Annotated in this window: 15 protein-coding genes; 8 read left to right on the top strand and 7 right to left on the bottom strand. The window is 40.1% G+C overall.

What is annotated here, in order from left to right; all coding sequences use genetic code 11:
- Nucleotides 1-10 precede the first annotated feature (10 nt).
- Nucleotides 11-1,018: a hypothetical protein gene (locus FXV77_RS16345; protein WP_148920312.1), complete on the top strand. Its 1,008-nt coding sequence runs from the start codon at nucleotides 11-13 to the stop codon at nucleotides 1,016-1,018.
- A gap of 30 nt (nucleotides 1,019-1,048) precedes the next feature.
- On the opposite strand, the gene FXV77_RS16340 is transcribed toward FXV77_RS16345, so the two are convergent.
- Nucleotides 1,049-1,483, bottom strand: coding sequence for an ABC transporter substrate-binding protein (locus tag FXV77_RS16340; RefSeq protein ID WP_148920311.1), 435 nt, complete (start codon nucleotides 1,481-1,483; stop codon nucleotides 1,049-1,051).
- Nucleotides 1,484-1,648: 165 nt separating this feature from the next.
- On the opposite strand from FXV77_RS16340, the gene FXV77_RS16335 reads away from it, so the two are divergent.
- Nucleotides 1,649-1,972 carry a YbaB/EbfC family nucleoid-associated protein gene (locus tag FXV77_RS16335; protein WP_148920310.1) on the top strand — a complete coding sequence of 108 codons (324 nt, stop codon included), beginning with the start codon at nucleotides 1,649-1,651 and terminating at the stop codon, nucleotides 1,970-1,972.
- 38 nt (nucleotides 1,973-2,010) lie between these two features.
- Nucleotides 2,011-2,694 (top strand): metal-dependent hydrolase, encoded by a 684-nt coding sequence (locus tag FXV77_RS16330; protein WP_148920309.1) that lies wholly within the window; start codon nucleotides 2,011-2,013, stop codon nucleotides 2,692-2,694.
- A 59-nt stretch (nucleotides 2,695-2,753) separates the two neighbouring features.
- On the opposite strand, the gene FXV77_RS16325 is transcribed toward FXV77_RS16330, so the two are convergent.
- Complete coding sequence (locus FXV77_RS16325; protein WP_148920308.1) at nucleotides 2,754-3,608, bottom strand: N-acetylglucosamine kinase; 855 nt, start codon at nucleotides 3,606-3,608, stop codon at nucleotides 2,754-2,756.
- A 590-nt stretch (nucleotides 3,609-4,198) separates the two neighbouring features.
- Here FXV77_RS16325 and rho point away from each other — a divergent pair.
- Both rho and pssA read left to right on the top strand, forming a co-directional pair.
- On the top strand, nucleotides 4,199-5,692 hold the full coding sequence (rho, locus tag FXV77_RS16320; protein ID WP_148920307.1) for a transcription termination factor Rho: 1,494 nt from the start codon (nucleotides 4,199-4,201) through the stop codon (nucleotides 5,690-5,692).
- 76 nt (nucleotides 5,693-5,768) lie between these two features.
- Complete coding sequence (gene pssA / locus FXV77_RS16315; RefSeq protein WP_148920306.1) at nucleotides 5,769-6,458, top strand: CDP-diacylglycerol--serine O-phosphatidyltransferase; 690 nt, start codon at nucleotides 5,769-5,771, stop codon at nucleotides 6,456-6,458.
- Between the two features lie 16 nt (nucleotides 6,459-6,474).
- Here the strand turns inward: pssA and FXV77_RS16310 are convergent, their stop codons facing one another.
- Both FXV77_RS16310 and folK read right to left on the bottom strand, forming a co-directional pair.
- A complete protein-coding gene (locus FXV77_RS16310) occupies nucleotides 6,475-6,825 on the bottom strand; it encodes a hypothetical protein (protein WP_148920305.1) in 351 nt (116 codons plus the stop codon).
- Nucleotides 6,815-7,318, bottom strand: a complete 504-nt coding sequence (folK, locus tag FXV77_RS16305; RefSeq protein ID WP_148920304.1) for a 2-amino-4-hydroxy-6-hydroxymethyldihydropteridine diphosphokinase — start codon at nucleotides 7,316-7,318, stop codon at nucleotides 6,815-6,817. The genes FXV77_RS16310 and folK overlap by 11 nt, the downstream gene beginning before the upstream one ends.
- A gap of 85 nt (nucleotides 7,319-7,403) precedes the next feature.
- On the opposite strand from folK, the gene sppA reads away from it, so the two are divergent.
- Both sppA and FXV77_RS16295 read left to right on the top strand, forming a co-directional pair.
- Nucleotides 7,404-9,170: a signal peptide peptidase SppA gene (gene sppA / locus FXV77_RS16300; protein ID WP_148920303.1), complete on the top strand. Its 1,767-nt coding sequence runs from the start codon at nucleotides 7,404-7,406 to the stop codon at nucleotides 9,168-9,170.
- Between the two features lie 83 nt (nucleotides 9,171-9,253).
- Nucleotides 9,254-10,444 carry a phosphoglycerate kinase gene (locus FXV77_RS16295; RefSeq protein WP_148920302.1) on the top strand — a complete coding sequence of 397 codons (1,191 nt, stop codon included), beginning with the start codon at nucleotides 9,254-9,256 and terminating at the stop codon, nucleotides 10,442-10,444.
- Nucleotides 10,445-10,540: 96 nt separating this feature from the next.
- Here the strand turns inward: FXV77_RS16295 and FXV77_RS16290 are convergent, their stop codons facing one another.
- Nucleotides 10,541-13,210, bottom strand: a complete 2,670-nt coding sequence (locus FXV77_RS16290; RefSeq protein ID WP_246162496.1) for a hypothetical protein — start codon at nucleotides 13,208-13,210, stop codon at nucleotides 10,541-10,543.
- 771 nt (nucleotides 13,211-13,981) lie between these two features.
- Here FXV77_RS16290 and mgtE point away from each other — a divergent pair.
- Nucleotides 13,982-15,355: a magnesium transporter gene (gene mgtE, locus FXV77_RS16285; RefSeq protein ID WP_148920301.1), complete on the top strand. Its 1,374-nt coding sequence runs from the start codon at nucleotides 13,982-13,984 to the stop codon at nucleotides 15,353-15,355.
- A 1-nt stretch (nucleotide 15,356) separates the two neighbouring features.
- Here mgtE and FXV77_RS16280 read toward each other — a convergent pair whose 3' ends face one another.
- Together FXV77_RS16280 and FXV77_RS16275 are read right to left on the bottom strand one after the other, a co-directional pair.
- Complete coding sequence (locus tag FXV77_RS16280; protein ID WP_148920300.1) at nucleotides 15,357-17,888, bottom strand: ABC transporter permease; 2,532 nt, start codon at nucleotides 17,886-17,888, stop codon at nucleotides 15,357-15,359.
- On the bottom strand, nucleotides 17,885-18,553 hold the full coding sequence (locus FXV77_RS16275; RefSeq protein WP_148920299.1) for an ABC transporter ATP-binding protein: 669 nt from the start codon (nucleotides 18,551-18,553) through the stop codon (nucleotides 17,885-17,887). Before FXV77_RS16275 ends, FXV77_RS16280 begins: the two co-directional genes overlap by 4 nt.
- Nucleotides 18,554-18,555 lie beyond the last annotated feature (2 nt).

Here is an 18,555-nt window from a genome sequence, read left to right as displayed (position 1 = left end):
ATAAATAAAAATGGCATATACAAAGGAATCTATATTTTCAAAAATAGGAGAGTTGTTGGTGGAGATTAACGATGATTATACAACATTATCGGATAAAAATATAGTAGAATCAGATGAAGCCTTGTTATTATTGGAAGCAAAGGCTAAATTTTTAACCAGCCATATCGAAGTATTACGAAAATTAACCGTAACGATAGGAAGAGAACCCGCGTCTATACAAGTAGAGGAAGGATTTACACCTCCTGTAGCCTTGGAGGGAGCAACAGATAAGCAGCCTGTTTACGATGAGATTCAGGAAGTAACAAAGGTAGAAGTGCAGCGACCAGAAGAGGAAGCTGTAGAAGCAGTGCAGGAAGACCCGTTGCAAGTTGTTGAAGAACCTGTGTCTGAGGCGGAAGAGGCACCGTTAGTAGAAAACCCAGAACATATCGCCGCTGATGAAGAGGAGCCATTGACTTCACAAATAGAATCAACACCTGTTGAAAAAGGAGAACAACCTCATCAAGTAGCAGAAGAGTCGAAAGGCGTGGTGCAGGAAGAAATTAAGTTTCAACAAAAGCCTGAGGAAGAATCGAAGGCAGAGGTTGTTATCAACGAAGTTATAGAGGAACCCAAGGAAATTGTATTGGAGCAAAATCAAAATGTACCGGCAGTTGAGGAAGCGAAACCAGCACGTCCGTTGACATTGAATGAAATTCTTCAACAACAACGTAAAGCAGGAGCGATGGCGGCAGTATCCGGCACGACATCTTCGGCATCGACAGGAGGGGATAGGGATAAAATCGTGGATCTTAAATCGTCTATCAGTTTGAATGATAAGCTCTTGTTTATTAAGGATTTGTTTAATGGATATTCCCTAGCATATAGCGAAGCAATTGAACTTTTGAACAGATATGCTACTTTCGCGGAAGCAGATGCTTTTCTGCAGACAAATTATGCCTTAAAAAATAACTGGGCAGATAAACCACAAACGGTAGAGAAACTTTATGCTATTCTGCGTAAGAAATTTATGTTATAAAAGAAAAGAACGGGCATATTGCCCGTTCTGTTATGCTATATCAAACTGAACCCAATCAGTTCCTTTTCGACCATAAATAAAATATTTCGGCTGTATAATCTCGGCGCTTATTTCGATGTCGTGTAGAAAATCGACGCTTTCCGTTCCAAAATTTCTTTTTTGGATAATATAAACGTTATTTGACTGTAAGGCATCTGTTCTGCTTAATATTTCATCTTGAAGAAGATCGGGAACAGCTGTATAGAGCTTATCGTTTTCTTGAACAATGAATAATAATGAGGGATTATCGTATTTCTCCGTAAGCAACTTTCCGCCCGCAATAGCTATGCTATCCGCAAGCTGTTCATTAAATAGCGGATGAAAGCCAATTTGTGTTAGTATAAGAACCGAGGGTCGTTGGTCTTCGGAAATGAATTTGAGTTTGTGTATGAGAATATTAACCTCTTCTTCCAAATATTCAGCCATATTGGGCTCAGTTTGTTGTGTGTTTTGGAGTAATGTGGTGTAAAAATTAAGATTTTGCATGTATGTTACGCTCATATAAGTACTGCAAAGTTAAGTTTTTGTTTGTTCTTTTTTGCCCCTATGTCAGAGGTTTCGTAAATTGCATCATAAATAAAGGAATAGATTATGTTTGACAAGTTGTTTCAAGCGCAGCAAAAGGCTGAAGAAGTAAAAAAACGTTTAGATAGCATTTCTGTTTTTGGAGAAACAGAGGGAGGCAAAGTGAGAGTCGTGGCTTCCGCTAGTAAAGAAATAAGAGAAATTACGATTGATGACGAATTTCTTAAGCAACTTCATGATAAAGAAGAGCTGGAAGAATTGTTGGTCGTTGCATTGAACAAAGCTTTGCAACAAGCCGAAAATGTTAGCCAAGCGGAGATGCAAGTGGTATCACAAGATTTGCTTGGTGGGCTTGGTGGCTTAGGGAATTTGTTCGGTAGCAATAAATAGTATTGCATCCGACTTATAGTTTATATAAAGGAAAATATATGGAAGTTACTTATTACGGACAGTCGTGTGTAGTGTTTGATTTTAATGGCAGCAAGATTTTATTAGATCCTTTTATTACGTATAATCCGTTGGCAAAAGATATCGATGTCAACGTTTTAAATCCTGATTATATTTTTTTAACGCACTGCCATCAAGATCATGTCGCAGACATGAAGAATATTCAATCGAATAGCGGCGCCACCGTGGCGGCAGTTGTAGAAACGGCAGCGTGGGTAAGAAAACAGGGCGTGCCAGATGAAAAGGTGATTGAATATAATTTTGGAGGAACACTTTCTTTGCCTTTCGGAAAGGTAAAAATGGTTTACGCATTGCACACCAACAGTACACCCGAGGGCGATTATGCAGGAGTACCTGTAGGATACGTGTTTTTTGTGGACGATAAGAAAATTTACTTTGCAGGAGATACAGCGTTGACACTGGAGATGAAACTATTGGAAGATTTAGCGTTGGATTGGGCATTTCTGCCTATCGGCGGACACTATACCATGGACGTTGACGATGCGATTAAAGCTGCGCAATTTGTGAATTGTAAAAATATTATCGGGGTTCATTATGATACCTTTCCGCCTATTCGTATTAATACGGAAGAAGCTAAGCAGAAATTTGAAGCAAATGGATTGCGATTGTATCTGCCGAAGATCGGCGAATCGGTCGCATTATAAAAAGTAGAGGTGAGTATCTTCCGTCTGACAGATAGATACTCACCTCAAAAAAAAATATATTAGTTTTTTGCTCTATTGATGTGGAAAACTACTAAATCATCTATTGGTGAGCGTATAATTTTGCCCACTTTCATTCCGTAACGCGTCGCTGTCTCTTCTAAAACATTGCGGAAATTATAGGCTACAGAACCAATACAATTAAAAGTATGTTTTTGATAATCGGGGTATTTGCTTACGAGGTTCTTAAAGAATGTATCAAAGGCTTCTGTCACTATACTGCGTGTATACTCCATATTAACGTTGTTATCGTATACAAATTTACTGAAGCTAGCACAGAACCGGTTAGCTAGCGGTTTTGTATAAACGTTGTCCATGATTTCATCAGGAGTCAATTTATATGTTTCAAAAAACAATTTTTCTACCGCTTCTGGCATTAATCCACGGATAAAGTCTGCTAACAATTTCTTTCCGATATAGCTACCACTTCCTTCATCACCTAATATATATGCAGCAGAATCAATGTTATGGGTAATCTTCTCGCCATCATAAATACAAGTATTTGTACCCGTTCCTAAAATTGCGGCAAAACCAGGTTGATCTGCCAACAATGCGCGTGCGGCGGCAAGCAAGTCGTGACCAACTTCTACTTTGGCATTCGGAAATACCTTTTGCATAGCCACTTCTACGATTGTAGCTTTCTCTTCGTTATGTACTCCGGCTCCGTAATAATTTACTTCGGTAATCTTTTCGAAAGGCAAATCGCTGGGTAATCCTTTTTTTAACGAATTAACAATATACTCACTGTCGACAAAATAGGGGTTATAGCCCTCCGTGTTGAAGTATATCTTTTTGTTTGAGTCATCTAACAAACACCAGTTTGTTTTTGTCGATCCTCCGTCCGCAATGATTATCATTATAGATTTGGTTTTATTGTGTTATGTTTTTGTTGCTAATTTATTCTTTAATTTTTTGCTAATACTTGCCCGAAAATACGGGTTTCTGTTCAAAAACAAGAATTTTAAATATTAAAAAATAAGCCATTAATAAAAAAAGAGAACCTTTTTTTAGAAAAAATGCCCTTTAAGGCCTTGTTAAGGCGGTTTTTTTTATGTCATGATTTTTTTGAAGCTTAGTGTATTTTGTACAATATGTTTTAGGGTATTTAGGAAAATCTCTTTTTCATCTAGCTGTTAAAATAATTTTGGGTTATGAACGTTATAGTAGTGGTTGTTCGGGAATCTTAGTATCCCCGGTTCGTTAAAAACGAACAGCTTCAAAAAAATATTTAACAAAATTTTCTTTGAATATACAAATGTTATGTTATTTTTGTGCCAATTCTCAGATTTATCCTGAAGAGGGGGCAAATAGCTTACATTATTAATTAAAATAGTTTAGTTATACACCCCTATCATATTTTTAGCACATCTAAAAACAGCATTTGCTAAAAGTATAATTTGGATAAATTCAAAAAAAGTAAAATCCTATATCTCATAGTAAAAAGTTAATGGATATTAATGCACTAAACACCAAACTCGTGTCAGAGTTACGCGAGATTGCAAAAGTATTAGGCATCACTGATGCCGATAAACTGCGCAAACAAGAATTGATTGATCGTATTAAGGTTATAGCGAAGCGATCTATCGAAGAAGAAGATCAAGAAGAGAAAGCGGTCGAAAGCTCTGCTGCGGAAAGAACGAGAAAGCGAGTCAGAACATTAAAAACGGAGCCTGTGGCGATAACCAAACGGACATCACCAGCTGATTTTTCAAAAACAGATGACGTTTCGTCAACTGAAGCAGAATCCGAAACCAACGTAACAAGAGAAAAAGAATCTACTTCCGTTCCTAAAACAGAAACTTCATCTCCGGTACTTCCAACAGATTTTGACAATGTTATCGTTAATGAAGGCGTGTTGGAAATTATGCCGGATGGCTACGGTTTCTTACGCTCATCGGATTATAACTATTTAACATCTCCGGATGATATTTATGTTTCTCAATCCCAAATTAAATTATTTGGATTGAAAACAGGTGACAATGTGCGTGGTTCTATTCGTCCACCAAAAGAAGGGGAAAAATATTTTCCGTTGGTTCGAGTAGAATCTATCAACGGTCAAAACCCTGCGGAAATTCGGGATCGGGTACCATTTGATTACCTGACTCCTTTGTTTCCAGACGAGAAACTAAACCTAGACTTAGGAGCAGGTAACCATTCGACACGTATTATGGACTTGTTTACACCTATCGGTAAAGGTCAACGTGGATTGATTGTGGCGCAACCTAAAACTGGTAAAACAAATCTATTGAAAGAAGTCGCTAATGCGATTGCAAAGAATCATCCAGAGGTTTACCTTATTATCTTACTGATTGACGAACGTCCAGAGGAGGTGACCGATATGGCAAGAAATGTACGTGCTGAAGTGATTTCTTCTACTTTTGATGAGCCTGCAGATCGTCATGTGAAGATTGCTAATATTGTGTTGGAGAAGGCAAAGCGAATGGTCGAGTGCGGACATGATGTCGTTATTCTATTAGACTCCATTACGCGTTTGGCTCGGGCGTATAACACAGTTGCTCCAGCATCTGGGAAAATCCTATCGGGTGGGGTAGATGCTAATGCGTTACACAGACCAAAACGTTTCTTCGGAGCGGCACGTAATATCGAGAAAGGCGGGTCATTGACGATATTGGCAACCGCTTTGACAGATACAGGTTCAAAAATGGACGATGTGATTTTCGAAGAATTTAAAGGTACGGGTAATATGGAGCTTCAGCTTGACCGTAAGCTGGCTAACAAACGTATTTTCCCAGCCATCGATTTGACAGCTTCCAGTACGCGTCGTGACGACCTACTTGTAGATCGCGATATCTTGCAACGTATGTGGGTATTACGTAATCACTTAGCCGATATGAATTCTACGGAAGCAATGGAGTTCCTGTTGACACAAATGCGTGGAACAAGATCAAACGAAGAGTTTTTGATTAGTATGAATAAATAGCTAATTTCTTTGATATTTTCTATTTTTAAGCCATCCTTTGTTCTCAAAGGGGTGGCTTTAATTTTTTGTAATTGTGATGAAAAAACATATTCCAAATACATTAACGTGTCTCAATCTTTTTAGCGGTTGTATTGGTGTTCTATTTGTATTAAAGGGAGAGTTTCTGTTGGCGTTCTACTGTGTCCTCGTTTCGGGAATATTTGATTTTTTTGATGGAATGGTGGCTCGGTTACTTGATGTTAAATCGAATATTGGGAAAGAATTAGATTCTTTGGCCGATGTCATCAGCTTTGGTTTTTTACCGGGAGCGGTTTTGTATAAGTTACTGGAGGCATCTACAGACCATGTTTACCTTCCGTATTTGGGATTTGTTGTCACGGCATTTTCGGCATTGAGATTAGCAAAGTTTAATATTGATGAACGACAGACGTCCGAATTTATAGGCCTTAATACACCTATGAATGCTTTCTTTATCATGTCCTTGCCCTTTATTGGTGCTGTACATCCCACCTGGATATATCAACCTTGGATATTGCTTGTTATCGTGGCGATTGTTAGTTTCTTATTAGTGTCTGAAATCCGTTTATTTAGTATGAAATTATCTTCGTTGGCGTGGCGTGAAAACAAGTTCAAATATATTTTCCTGTTTATCAGTATCGTTTTTCTATTTACACTCCACTTTTTAGCTTTACCACTTATTCTATTAGCTTATTTCATTTTGTCACAACTGCATTTTACTTTACAGAAACGGCGGGATCGATCGTAGTCCGTATTGGGATATTTCACGTACGCTGCTTATAGTCGGCGATTTCTTGCAGTAGTGTTAATATCTCATTTTCTATATCCAAAAATAGCGTATGGATGTGGAGGATTTCAGCACCATTTTTTCCTGCGTACTCTAGTTTTTGTAGCTTCTCTCGTAAAGTGTGCGCCCCGATATATTCCATTGTTGGTTTTATATGATGAGCCTTATTAGCAATTTCAATATGTACCCCTGATGTCGTTGCTTCTTTTAATGCTTGTAAGTCAAGAGGTATCTGTTCTTGATAGAGGCTAAGAAATTGGAAGATTAACTCTTCGTTATTCATCAAGTTTTCTTTGATAACCGATGGATTGATCAATCTATATTGCATTGTTATCGTCTGGATTATAAAGATGTACACCTAGATGATCTTCACATTTTGCTAATAAGTCAACTGTTGTTATGCCTAATGTAGGATGTGTGAAGGAAGGTGCGATTTCAGAAAGCGGAACCAATACAAATCTTCGGTCGGGCAGATATGGATGCGGAACAATTAAACGTTCGTGTTGAATGCAGTCGTAATTAAAGTACAAAATATCAATATCAATGACTCTGGCACCCCATTTTGATATTCGTACGCGTCCCAAATTATCTTCAATTGCTTGGACGTTATCTAGTACATCCAACGGCGAAAGAGAAGTAGATACGAGTGCCACTTGATTAAGAAATATGGGCTGATCCGTTACGCCCCAGGCTTCGGATTCGTAAAGCGATGAACAAGCCTCTATCTTCCCCACCACGCTTTCAATTTTCTCGAGAGCCTTTGCTAATTGCGTGGCGGGATTGCCCAAGTTTGCACCTAATAACAAAAACACCTTGTTCATAGTTTAAAGATAAAGCTAATCTATTTAAATTTCGAATTCTTCAAAAGAAACCTCTAAATTAGAGACGTAAAAACAGAAAATAATTATGAAGTCTTTTTTTAAATACGTCTTAGCGACTATCACAGGAACGATCATCGTTTTTGCTATTTTATTTATGGTGATGATTGGATTTATCACCGCTACGGTCAGTAATATGGGGTCGAAAGAGGAGGTGTATGTTCCGTCAAGCGCAGTACTATACGTTTCGTTAGATTACAATATTCTTGAACGTACATCATCGAATCCCTGGGAGAGTATGAGCCTGCCCGGTTATGGTGAGATGAAATCGCTCGGATTAAACGATATTATTTCCCGTATCGCAGCAGCAAAAGAAGACAATCGTATAAAAGGGATATATCTCAATCCTACATACGTTAATACCGGTATGGCAAGTTTGAGAGAAATTCGCGATGCGTTAGTTGACTTTAAATCCTCCGGTAAGTTTATTGTGGCACATAGTGATGTCTATACACAAAAAGCATATTATATAGCGTCGGTAGCCGACGAAATTTATTTGAATCCCGAGGGTTCCTTGGAGTTTAAAGGACTTTCTGCCTCGGTCATGTTTATGAAAGAAGCGTTGGATAAACTGGGAGTGGAAATGCAGGTGGTTAAGGTAGGTACCTATAAATCGGCTGTTGAGCCTTTTATTCTGAATGAAATGAGTAGTGCCAATAGAGAACAGATGACAGCCTATTTGGGGAGCATGTATAGCGCATTCCTGGAAAATGTATCGGAAGGAAGGCAGATTTCCACCGATACCCTTAAAAATATTGCGGATAACTTTTTGATAAGAAATGCTGATGATGCCGTACAATATAAATTTATCGATGGTAAATGTTACAAAGATGAAGTACTCTCCAAGTTAAAAGAGCGCTTGGAGATAGATGAGAAAAAGGACGTTCCTGCGGTTTCCTTATTAGATTATAATAAGGAAGGAAAAACGGAAACAAAAGGTGATCGTGTAGCTGTGTTGTATGCGTATGGTGATATTGTTGACGGGGAAGGTACGGAAGGCAATATAGGCGGTGATAAACTTTCTCGGGAACTTCGCAAACTACGTCGTGACGATCGCGTGAAAGCCGTGGTGTTACGGGTGAATTCACCCGGTGGTTCTGCGCTGGCGTCTGACATCATTGCCCGCGAGGTAGAGTTAACGAAGAAAGTAAAGCCTATTATGGTATCCATGGGCGACTATGCGGCCTCCGGCGGATATTATATTTCTGCCTTGGCCGATTCCATTTTCGCAGAGAAGGAAACACTTACGGGTTCTATAGGGGTATTTGGCTTGATTCCCAATCTACAAGGCCTGCTTAATAATAAATTGGGTATACATGTGGATGAGGTCAAAACAGGCAAATTTGCAAACTTGATGACGTCTGTAGACCGTCCATTGACAGAAGAAGAGAAAGTTATTATACAGGCTGAGGTAGATCGTATCTATAATACGTTTACGGGGAAAGTAGCAACAGGCCGAAATATGGATGTAGCCGCTGTAGATAGCATTGGACAGGGAAGAGTATGGACGGGCAGCCAGGCGTTGGAACATGGATTGGTAGATGGTATCGGAAATCTCGATCGCGCTATACAAGCGGCGGCGGCAAAGGCGAAACTAAAGGACTACAGCGTCATGTATTATCCAACACTGAAAGATCCATTCGCGACGTTATTTAGTACGTCTAAAGAGCGGATAAAGATGTGGATGATGGACGAAGAACTGGGCGAATACAGACAGCATGTCGAGCAGCTTCGTACAGTATTAAAATCGTCTGGCATACAAGCTCGTCTTCCGTATAGGGTTGAAATTAGATAAATAGGTGTAAGTATTCTTACTTTTTTCTATATTTAGCCCACGGTTTAAACCGCGGACTATAAAACATAAATAAAAAGATATATATGAAGACTATTGATGATTTAAATTTCTCTGGTAAAAAGGCGTTGGTTCGAGTAGATTTTAATGTGCCTTTGGATGAGAATTTTAATATAACAGATGATAACCGTATACAAGGGGCAGCTCCTACCATCAAAAAGATTTTAGCTGATGGTGGTGCTGTTGTATTGATGTCTCATCTGGGGCGCCCAAAAGAAGGGCCTACTGACAAATATTCGTTAAAGCATATTGTTAAACATCTATCGAGCGTATTAGGTGTCGATGTGCAGTTTGCCAATGACTGCATAGGAGAGGAAGCTATTCAAAAAAGCGTGGGGCTAGCGGGTGGGGAAGTGCTTCTTTTGGAAAATTTACGCTTTTATAAAGAAGAAGAAAAAGGAGACGTTGGGTTTGCTGAAAAGTTGGCAAAACTGGGTGATGTGTATGTGAACGACGCTTTTGGTACCGCACATCGCGCGCACGCTTCTACAGCGATTATTGCACAATTTTTCCCTAACAACAAATATGCTGGCTATTTGATGGCGGCAGAGATTAACAATGCGGAGAAAGTATTGAACAAGTCGGAACGCCCTTTTACAGCAATTATGGGAGGGGCAAAGGTTTCAGATAAAATTCAGTTGATCGAGGCACTTTTAGACAAAGTGGATAATTTGATTATTGGTGGGGGTATGGCGTATACATTCGTAAAAGCCCGCGGAGGAGAGATTGGAAAATCTTTAGTCGAATTAGACAAATTGGATTTAGCCAACGAATTGGTGAAGAAGGCGGATGAAAAAGGCGTGAATCTCGTGCTACCAACGGATGCACAAATCGCCGATAAGTTTGCGGAAGATGCAGATACATACAATGGACCTAATGACCAGATACCTGCTGACAGGGAGGGATTGGATATCGGTCCGGAATCTTCTGAACACTTTGCAGAGGTCATTAGCGCATCGAATACATTATTATGGAATGGTCCTATGGGGGTTTTTGAATTTGATACGTTCGCGAAAGGTACGAAAGCAGTTGCTGATGCCGTGGTAAAAGCTACTGAACGCGGTGCATTTTCCCTTATTGGTGGTGGTGATTCTGCTGCTGCGGTTTCTAAATTCGGTATGACCGAGCATGTTAGCTATGTCAGTACAGGTGGCGGTGCTTTATTGGAATATATGGAGGGTAAGGTATTGCCGGGAGTGAAAGCTTTGGAAGACTAACAATAACATATATCATAGGTAAAAACAGGGTAGACTTATTAGTCTGCCCTGTTTATTTTTAACCTATTTAAATGTCGTCCTATACTTTTATCAGTTCTAATAACTATAACTAATCCCAAATGTGGGAACTATTTTGTTAGGGGCAGTGTTGTCATTAATATAAGTAAGCCTCGTTGACACATTGACGTCAGGCAGTACATACCTGAAAACGTTAAAATCTGCCGATAAGCCTATTCCAAAAGTTTTTGGCGCTAAGCTTTCATCTACATTTTGGAAGTCAGAAAATAGTAAGCCCTGGAAACGCTTAATATAAGCGAGAGAACCAATGCTCCAGTCCGGATAAAAGAGCGGTAATCTGTAATTTGCCATCGCCGTATTGTTGACAATAGGCGAACTAAAATGACCCCATCCGGATACCATCGGGATGTCATACGTCCCTAAATATATGCCATTGTTCTTTTGCGCGGCAAACCGTAATTGCAAGCTGTGATTCGACCACAGACCAGGGAAGTAAAAGTTTGTGCGTAGCGATAAAACTTCTCCGGATAGACCGCGCTCAAAAGGAAGGTGTCGGAAAGTTAGGCTCATATTTTGCCCCCAGCGTGGCGCCAGATCCATTTTACTACGCATACTATTTCTATTGATATACACTTGGTAGTTTAATGGGAAAGCAACCACCTCTTGGAAGTTTTGCAAATTTAAACTGGTATTGTAACGCTTTGTATACGATGTGCCGAAGTTAAGGCCGTAGCTATATACGATATTACGCCGATAAATGGAGAGGGGGATAGACATTTCGAAGGTTGCTTGATGGTCACGGTAGTCAAACATGACGATATTGTTGGGGTTATTACCCAATACTGCATTGCCTACCATTCCCCTGTTCATGTAGCGTGCAGTGAATGTGGGAAGGTAACGTTTATAGGAAACCTCTACAGAATAATGGCTTTTTGATATATCGGGGTCAAACTCGTAGCCCAGTTTCATCTGCGTCGTATTTAGTATATCGTTTGATAGCCAGAATATGCCCGGAATATAATTGTCAAAACTTTCAAAGTTGGTGCTGCTAATAGATAAGCTGTGAAAATTAATCAAATGCGAGCTAGGGTTATAGTTTTGGACAATTATAGGAGTAGTCGATTCATTCGATAAAGTGTCTCTTTGGACACTATTCAATGTAGGTGAAATATAGGGGAGACGAGTCTGGTCGCGTTTTCCTGTTGTAGGAAGCGCTATTTCCTTCTGTGCGAGTTTGTATCCGTTATATTGATAATCATTGTATAACAGCAATCCATTCGTGCCAATAGAAGGGTTGAATGCACCGAACGCAACGTCTGTTAACCTATGTTGTCCGCTTATCTTATTAAATAAATAGATATTATCGATACCGTCACCGTTCGCTTTGAAGATAATATCATCATGATAATAAGACGGACGTTCCAGTTGCTGATTTCCCCATGGAAGAAACAGATGATGCTCTTTAGTTTCTAGGTTAAATTCCACTAAATTTGTTCCTTGTTCGGCAACCGCGATGGCTATAATTTTTGTGCCGGAGCCGTGATATTGCGGCTGTTGTATATGCATTCCATGAGGAACGGTAATGCTGTCCAGTATATCGCCGGTTTTAGAATGCAGGATAACCAATTTGCTGATATTTGCCGGATCTACTTCAACAACTACAATTTCATCACGAATGGGATGAAATGCAGGAGCGTAATAGCGTGATGCTTTTGTCAGTGTTTTGGTCCGTCTCGTTTCCGTATTATATACATTGATTACATTGTACGTTTGTTTGCCAAATCGAGCATGTTTGCGATGTTCGTCCCAAACGATTTCGTTCTTTCGAAGATGAAAATAGGGTGTTATTTGTCGACCGGTTTTTATGATGCCCGTTTCATTTCCCAAATTATCCAAACGCTTGATTTCATTTACTGTAGTAGGAGAGGATTTCAGGACATACAGCTCTTGATTTTCATTCATCTGAGGCAATAAGTAATCGCTAGGATACCGGCTGTCTTTTGTCTGGAGGTTTGGTGTGTCTGGTGAAACGGAAGATTCTTGTTCCCATTTTTTTGTCAGCTCCATGATGGTGTTTTTAAAGATCTCCGGGGGTTTCTCGTCCGAAATCTGTTTAACTGCTCGCTGGAAATTAAAAGGACGGAGTAATTTTTTACGCATATCCGCCATTATTTTTTCGTGACTGGCGATACCATGGTGATTGGTTAAATAGCTGTTCATGAAAAAACCAATCGTGTAGTACGAGGGTACATTGTCCTTAAATGACCCGAGTACATATTTGTTGAAATCATACGATTTACCCGAGAGGATGTTCGCTCGTAATGGCATTTCCCATGAAGGCAGCCTTCCTCGTCCACCGGAACTATATATCGTTTCGACTTGCACCGCATCCCCCTCAAAATACCACGCCGGCAAGTTTAATCCATAGAGGGCGAAAGCGAGTTGTTCAAAAAAAGGACCTTTTAGTTTTCCTGTCAATTTGTCAAGCTGGGCTACATGCCGAAGTTCATGAAGCGCAAGATTAGGTAGCCATTCTTGATTATCTGCGGTAGAGGAAGGGACTGGAAACATCTCGGATTTTTGGGGAGCAAGTTGTACAAAACCATTTTGAGTAAGATGATTTCCTTGTAAAACTAACGTTATTTTTGGAGGAGAGACCTTCAAGACTTCGCGACTTTCTCGCTGTATTTTCGGAAGCTGTTCTGCCAGTTTTTTTGCGGCATTTTCAAAAGTGTTAGGGAAAACCAAACGGAAATTTTCTGTATCAATTTGACGCCATTTAATAGAAGAATGGGCTTGGTCATTGTCGATAATCTGACAATATGATCTATATGAACTTATAAATAATATTATATATATTAGTAGTCTGATATTTAGATATTTATTCATTTATATTTGTTGATTTTAATGAATTTGCTAATAATATTAGCTTGTTTTTGTTTTTATAAATGTATTATGTGTTTATATTAATAATATTAAAATATTGATTACTAAATTAATATGTTTTTTTGTTGTTGACCTTTATATATCGATACAAAAGATTTTATTCTGCAAGATTGAACACTATCATGTCACCAATAAAATACACGGAGGCTGTTAGTGTGGTTGTCCTATTTTGTTTGCAATATAGATAAAATTGTTAGATTTCTCCATTACTGATAAGTTGTTTTCATCCGCATTAAAAAGATATTATTGGATGGTGAAAAAAAGATGCTATCAAAAAATGTCATCGCCAGGTTGTGCTTTAATCGAGTCAAGATTAAGTATCCTCATTCGATTACAACAATCTGTTTTTGTTTATAGCATACATGTACAATGATCATTATTTATGCCGTAAGCGAAGCGTCGAAAAATAACTATTTTTGTTGCTGACATGTTGTCATTTTTTTATGGTTGGAAAATTAGAAGTCGAAACAATGGCATTAAAAAAAGTATTAGTTATTTCCAATTAAAAAGGCGACTTTTGCTCCGACAAAAATAATTGAATACCAATGTAGGAAATATAAAATAGGAGGGCTTATGGAAGAATTAGAAATGCAGATAGAGCTTTTGGAAAATTGGATCGAGTCCGGTGATATCGCCCAACTGCAAGATTTTCTAAACGAGCAGAACATTTCCGATGTCGAAGAACTAATCGACGGACTTCCAGAGCATGCTGCCTTATTTATAGAAACACTCAATATAAACCGAGCCGTCCGTGTTTTCGGTATTTTGGATTTCCCAACACAAGAACGGATATTCAAAAAATTATCAGCTAATAAAGCCCGCGAGCTGATTAACGAAATGCCCCCCGATGATCGTACATCTTTTCTAGGTGAGCTGAAAGGAGATGTCGTAAAGCATCTTATCATCATGCTTTCTCCAGACGAAAGAAAAGAAGCATTGTCTCTTTTAGGATATCCTGAAGATAGTGTAGGACGATTGATGACGCCGGATTACATCACGGTGAAGTCCCACTGGACCATCACGCGGGTGTTGGATCACGTAAGACGGTATGGTAACGCATCCGAGACGATAGATGTGTTATATGTTATTGATAGTGAAGGACGTTTGATGGATGACCTTCGTATTCGGGATATACTTATTTCAGATCCGGATACAAAGGTTGAAGATCTAATCGATAACCGGTTGATATCATTGCATGCCAATGACCCGCAGGAGGAGGCCGTCAACGTGTTCCGGATGAACAATAGAGTCGCTCTTCCCGTTGTGGACGAGCAGGACATTATGCTGGGGATCGTAACGATCGACGATATTCTTTGGGTAGCTAATGAAGAATATACAGAAGACATGCAGCGTATCGGGGGTACGGAAGCCTTAGATGAACCTTATTTAGATGTTTCCATTTTTCACTTGGTTAAGAAGCGTGGTGGATGGCTAATTGTCCTTTTTCTAGGGCAGCTTTTAACGTTCAACGTCTTGAAGTATTATGAGGATAGGTTGACTACGATTTTGGTATTATTGATGCCGGTCATTATGTCGAGTGGGGGGAACAGCGGTTCGCAGGCATCTACGTTGATTATTCAGGCAATGGCCATGGGAGAGGTTACATTGCGAGACTGGTGGCGTGTAATGCGTCGAGAGATTTTTTCCGGACTATTCTTAGGGCTTATTTTGGGAACACTAGGATTTGCTCGAATTTCAATAGATCAAGCTTTCAGTGGCATGTATGGAGATGTGTGGGTATTGTATGCCTTGGCTATAGCATTTTCCTTAGTAGGTGTCGTGATGTGGGGTTCTTTGATTGGGGCGATGCTGCCGTTTGTCCTGAGACGGTTTGGCGCGGATCCAGCAAGCTCTTCTGCACCATTTGTATCGACGCTAGTAGATGTGACGGGATTGATTATTTATTTTACTATTGCGACATTGATATTGGGAGGGGTGCTTTTATAAGCTATTCCTTTCGCAATGCCTCTAAAGGAGAGCGGTTCATTACCGATAAGCTATTGATCACGCCTATACCCACAGTCAATAGCGACACCAGCACCGTCAATACTAAAATAAAACCGATGGAGGGAACAAAGACAATTTCAAATACAAATATACCCAAAAGATTACTTGCAATAAGCGCGATCACAATACCCGTGAAGGAAGCAAGCACACCCAATAATAGGTATTCAGTTGCCGTTATTGTAAACACCTGACGACGGCTAGCACCTAAAGTACGTAAAAGTACATTTTCCCGTAAACGCTGATATTTACTGATTCTTACGGACGCAATCAAAACCACCACGCCTGTCAGGATACTGAATGCACCGATAAATTGAATGACAAAGGCAATCCTCTGTAACAGGCTATCTAAAATATCAAGTGCCGTATTGATGTCAATGACAGAAACATTGGGAAAACGATTGACAACGGTTTGCTGGAATATAGCCGATTGATTTTCATCGTCAACGTGGGTCATCATGAGATAGAACTTCGGGGCGTTGTCAATGGTGCCTTTTGCGAAAACCACTCTAAAATTTGATTGAAAACGATTCCAGTCCACTTCTCGAAAGCTGCTTGCTACGGCGGGTACTTCAACTCCTTGCACATTGAACAACAGGCTGTCTCCAATCTCTACACCTATTCTGTTTGCATAACTTTTTTCTAAAGACACCTGTCCCACTTCTTTCCCTGACACATTCCCTATCCAGTGACCTTCTACTACTTTTTCTGATAACGTGAGAGAATCTCGGTACGTTGCCCTGATTTCTCCGCGGAACGATCTTGTAGAAATGTTTGAAGTCGAATCCGAGAGGACATCATTTGCCCTTTTTCCGTTAATGGCTGTGAGCTGCATGGTGACAATCGGAACGTCCTCTAAAATAGATAATCCTGCCTCCCGTGTGATGTTTTTAATTGCATCCTGTTGCAGAGGTTGGATATCAAAAAGTACCATGTTCGCTTGGTTTTCGGATGATGCTAATTTCACGCGTTGTAAGAGCATATCCTGAACAAAAAATAGGGTTGCTATCAGCGCGGTACTCAGGCCAATGGAAATCAATAATACAATGGTTTGATTGTTCGGCCGGTATAGGTTTGATAGTCCCTGTCTCCACAGATACGGCCACTTCTTGGGAAAGTATCTCCTGATTAAATAAGTGAATCCCCTTGCTACACTGTACAGAAGAGCAAATGTAAGACCTAAGCCCATTATAAAAAACAATGTTTGCATCCACCCATTCAATTGTAAACGGGAAAATACAACCACAAAAGCCAATATCAATAAATAGATCCACCATTTCAGCCTATCTTTCCATAATTGTTCCGGCTCATCACTAACTCGTAGCGAACGCAGTGGGGAAATGCGTCTCACTGAAATAAGGGGCAATAAGGCAAAAAGTATGGAAATTACGAAGCCCAAGCCGATACCTTCGATGATGGCGTTTAACGATATTCGATTGCTCAATGTCACAGGGACTATATCCTGCATGACGATTGGGATGGCATACTGAATTAATGTTCCCAATAATGCACCTAATATGCCGCCTATTAATCCAATGCCGGAAAATTGAACGAGGAAAATAAAAAAAGCTTGACGTGAGCTCGTGCCCAAACATCTTAATATGGCTACAGAAACCAGTTTTTCACGTATATAGATGTGGACGGCACTCGACACGCCAATACAACCCAATAGTAAAGCTACGAAACCAACAAGCTCCATGAAACGAGCCATATCGGAGAAGGAACGCCCTGTGTTTTCTTTGGTCGTCGATACCGTGGAACTGCGCAATTGCAGTTGGGTAAGGCGTTCTTTCTGCTTCTCCACGAAATCATCTACGTTGAATTGTGCCGGAAATTTAAAATAGTAATGATATTCAATCCGGCTTCCCGTTTGTTGCAATCCGCTGTTTTCAAGATGTTTGAGGGGGACAAATACGGCAGGTGCCATGGCTCCCCGTATGGCTGCCTGTCCAGGCTGGGTTATAAGGTTTCCACTTATGGTAAAATTGGTTGTTCCCAATTGAACGGGATCATGCAATTGGGCGTTATACTGTATCATGAGCGTCTTCTCGACAAGAACTTCGGGGTCTTTTCCGAAACGTTTGTAGGCATCTTCTGGAAGCGTTTCTAAGTTTCCATAGAAAGGGAAATCCCCTGTTAAAGCACGTACCTGTACCAAACGCGAGCCATCGGCTTTTGGAAAACGGATCATCGACATAAACCGTTCTTCACTTGCTGTCTGTTCGCTCAGTTTCTTGATAGAATCTATGAAAGCTAAGGTCGAGCTATCCGGTTTTCGTGTGCTATGTAAATCAAGATCTGCGCCGATAAGTAGCGCAGCCTGTGTATCTATATCCCGTTTTAGATTTTCGTTAAAGGATTTCATAGCGACCAGCGCAGCTATACCGAACACAATAGAGGAAATGAAAAGCAATAACCTGGAACGGTTTTTTCGACTATCCCGCCATGCCATCAAGAAGACCCACCGCCAATTCATGCTATTGTTCCTCCTCTAATGGGAATGATACGATCTGTTTTTGCTGCGAGTTCCATGTCGTGTGTAACAACGACCAATGTCGTTCCCGATTCACGGTTAAGCTCAAAGAGCATATCTTCCACCACCTTACTGGTTTCCGCATCAAGGTTTCCTGTTGGCTCGTCTGCAAATAATATCTTTGGGCTATTGGCAAATGCCCTGGCTAAAGATACGCGTTGCTGTTCTCCACCTGAAAGTTGTGATGGATAATGCCCAGCTCTCCTTGATAAGCCTACCTTATCCAGTAATGCTAAAGCCTTCTCGTTCATATTCCGCATACCACGTAGTTCCATCGGAACCATTACGTTTTCGAGTGCGGTGAGCGTAGGGAGCAACTGAAAGTTTTGAAATACAAATCCCACATGGGCATTGCGTACCTGTGCTAATTGATCTTCCGTGAGACCGTTGAGTGTTATCCCGTTCAAGGTGATCGTTCCCTCACTGCACTGATCCAAACCGGCACATAAGCCTAGTAAGGTTGTTTTACCGCTACCTGAAGGACCTACTATAGATACCGTGTCGCCAGTATTAATCTCAAAGCTGATGTTTTTTAAAATAGGGATGACGGTATTGCCAAGATTATAATTTTTAGAAACTTGGTTCAATTGTAAAATAGTGGATGGCATAG

The organism is Sphingobacterium phlebotomi (genome assembly GCF_008180195.1).
In the GTDB taxonomy this organism is placed as follows: Bacteria; Bacteroidota; Bacteroidia; order Sphingobacteriales; family Sphingobacteriaceae; genus Sphingobacterium; species Sphingobacterium phlebotomi.
This window is presented reverse-complemented; position numbering and strand designations above follow the sequence as displayed.

Bases quoted from the DNA above. Each gene is read 5' to 3' on its own strand.
- FXV77_RS16345 (WP_148920312.1), top strand. From the start codon at position 11: ATGGCATATACAAAGGAATCTATATTTTCAAAAATAGGAGAGTTGTTG.
- FXV77_RS16340 (WP_148920311.1), bottom strand. From the start codon at position 1,483: ATGGCTGAATATTTGGAAGAAGAGGTTAATATTCTCATACACAAACTC.
- FXV77_RS16335 (WP_148920310.1), top strand. From the start codon at position 1,649: ATGTTTGACAAGTTGTTTCAAGCGCAGCAAAAGGCTGAAGAAGTAAAA.
- FXV77_RS16330 (WP_148920309.1), top strand. From the start codon at position 2,011: ATGGAAGTTACTTATTACGGACAGTCGTGTGTAGTGTTTGATTTTAAT.
- FXV77_RS16325 (WP_148920308.1), bottom strand. From the start codon at position 3,608: ATGATAATCATTGCGGACGGAGGATCGACAAAAACAAACTGGTGTTTG.
- rho (WP_148920307.1), top strand. From the start codon at position 4,199: ATGGATATTAATGCACTAAACACCAAACTCGTGTCAGAGTTACGCGAG.
- pssA (WP_148920306.1), top strand. From the start codon at position 5,769: ATGAAAAAACATATTCCAAATACATTAACGTGTCTCAATCTTTTTAGC.
- FXV77_RS16310 (WP_148920305.1), bottom strand. From the start codon at position 6,825: ATGCAATATAGATTGATCAATCCATCGGTTATCAAAGAAAACTTGATG.
- folK (WP_148920304.1), bottom strand. From the start codon at position 7,318: ATGAACAAGGTGTTTTTGTTATTAGGTGCAAACTTGGGCAATCCCGCC.
- sppA (WP_148920303.1), top strand. From the start codon at position 7,404: ATGAAGTCTTTTTTTAAATACGTCTTAGCGACTATCACAGGAACGATC.
- FXV77_RS16295 (WP_148920302.1), top strand. From the start codon at position 9,254: ATGAAGACTATTGATGATTTAAATTTCTCTGGTAAAAAGGCGTTGGTT.
- mgtE (WP_148920301.1), top strand. From the start codon at position 13,982: ATGGAAGAATTAGAAATGCAGATAGAGCTTTTGGAAAATTGGATCGAG.
- FXV77_RS16280 (WP_148920300.1), bottom strand. From the start codon at position 17,888: ATGAATTGGCGGTGGGTCTTCTTGATGGCATGGCGGGATAGTCGAAAA.
- FXV77_RS16275 (WP_148920299.1), bottom strand. From the start codon at position 18,553: ATGCCATCCACTATTTTACAATTGAACCAAGTTTCTAAAAATTATAAT.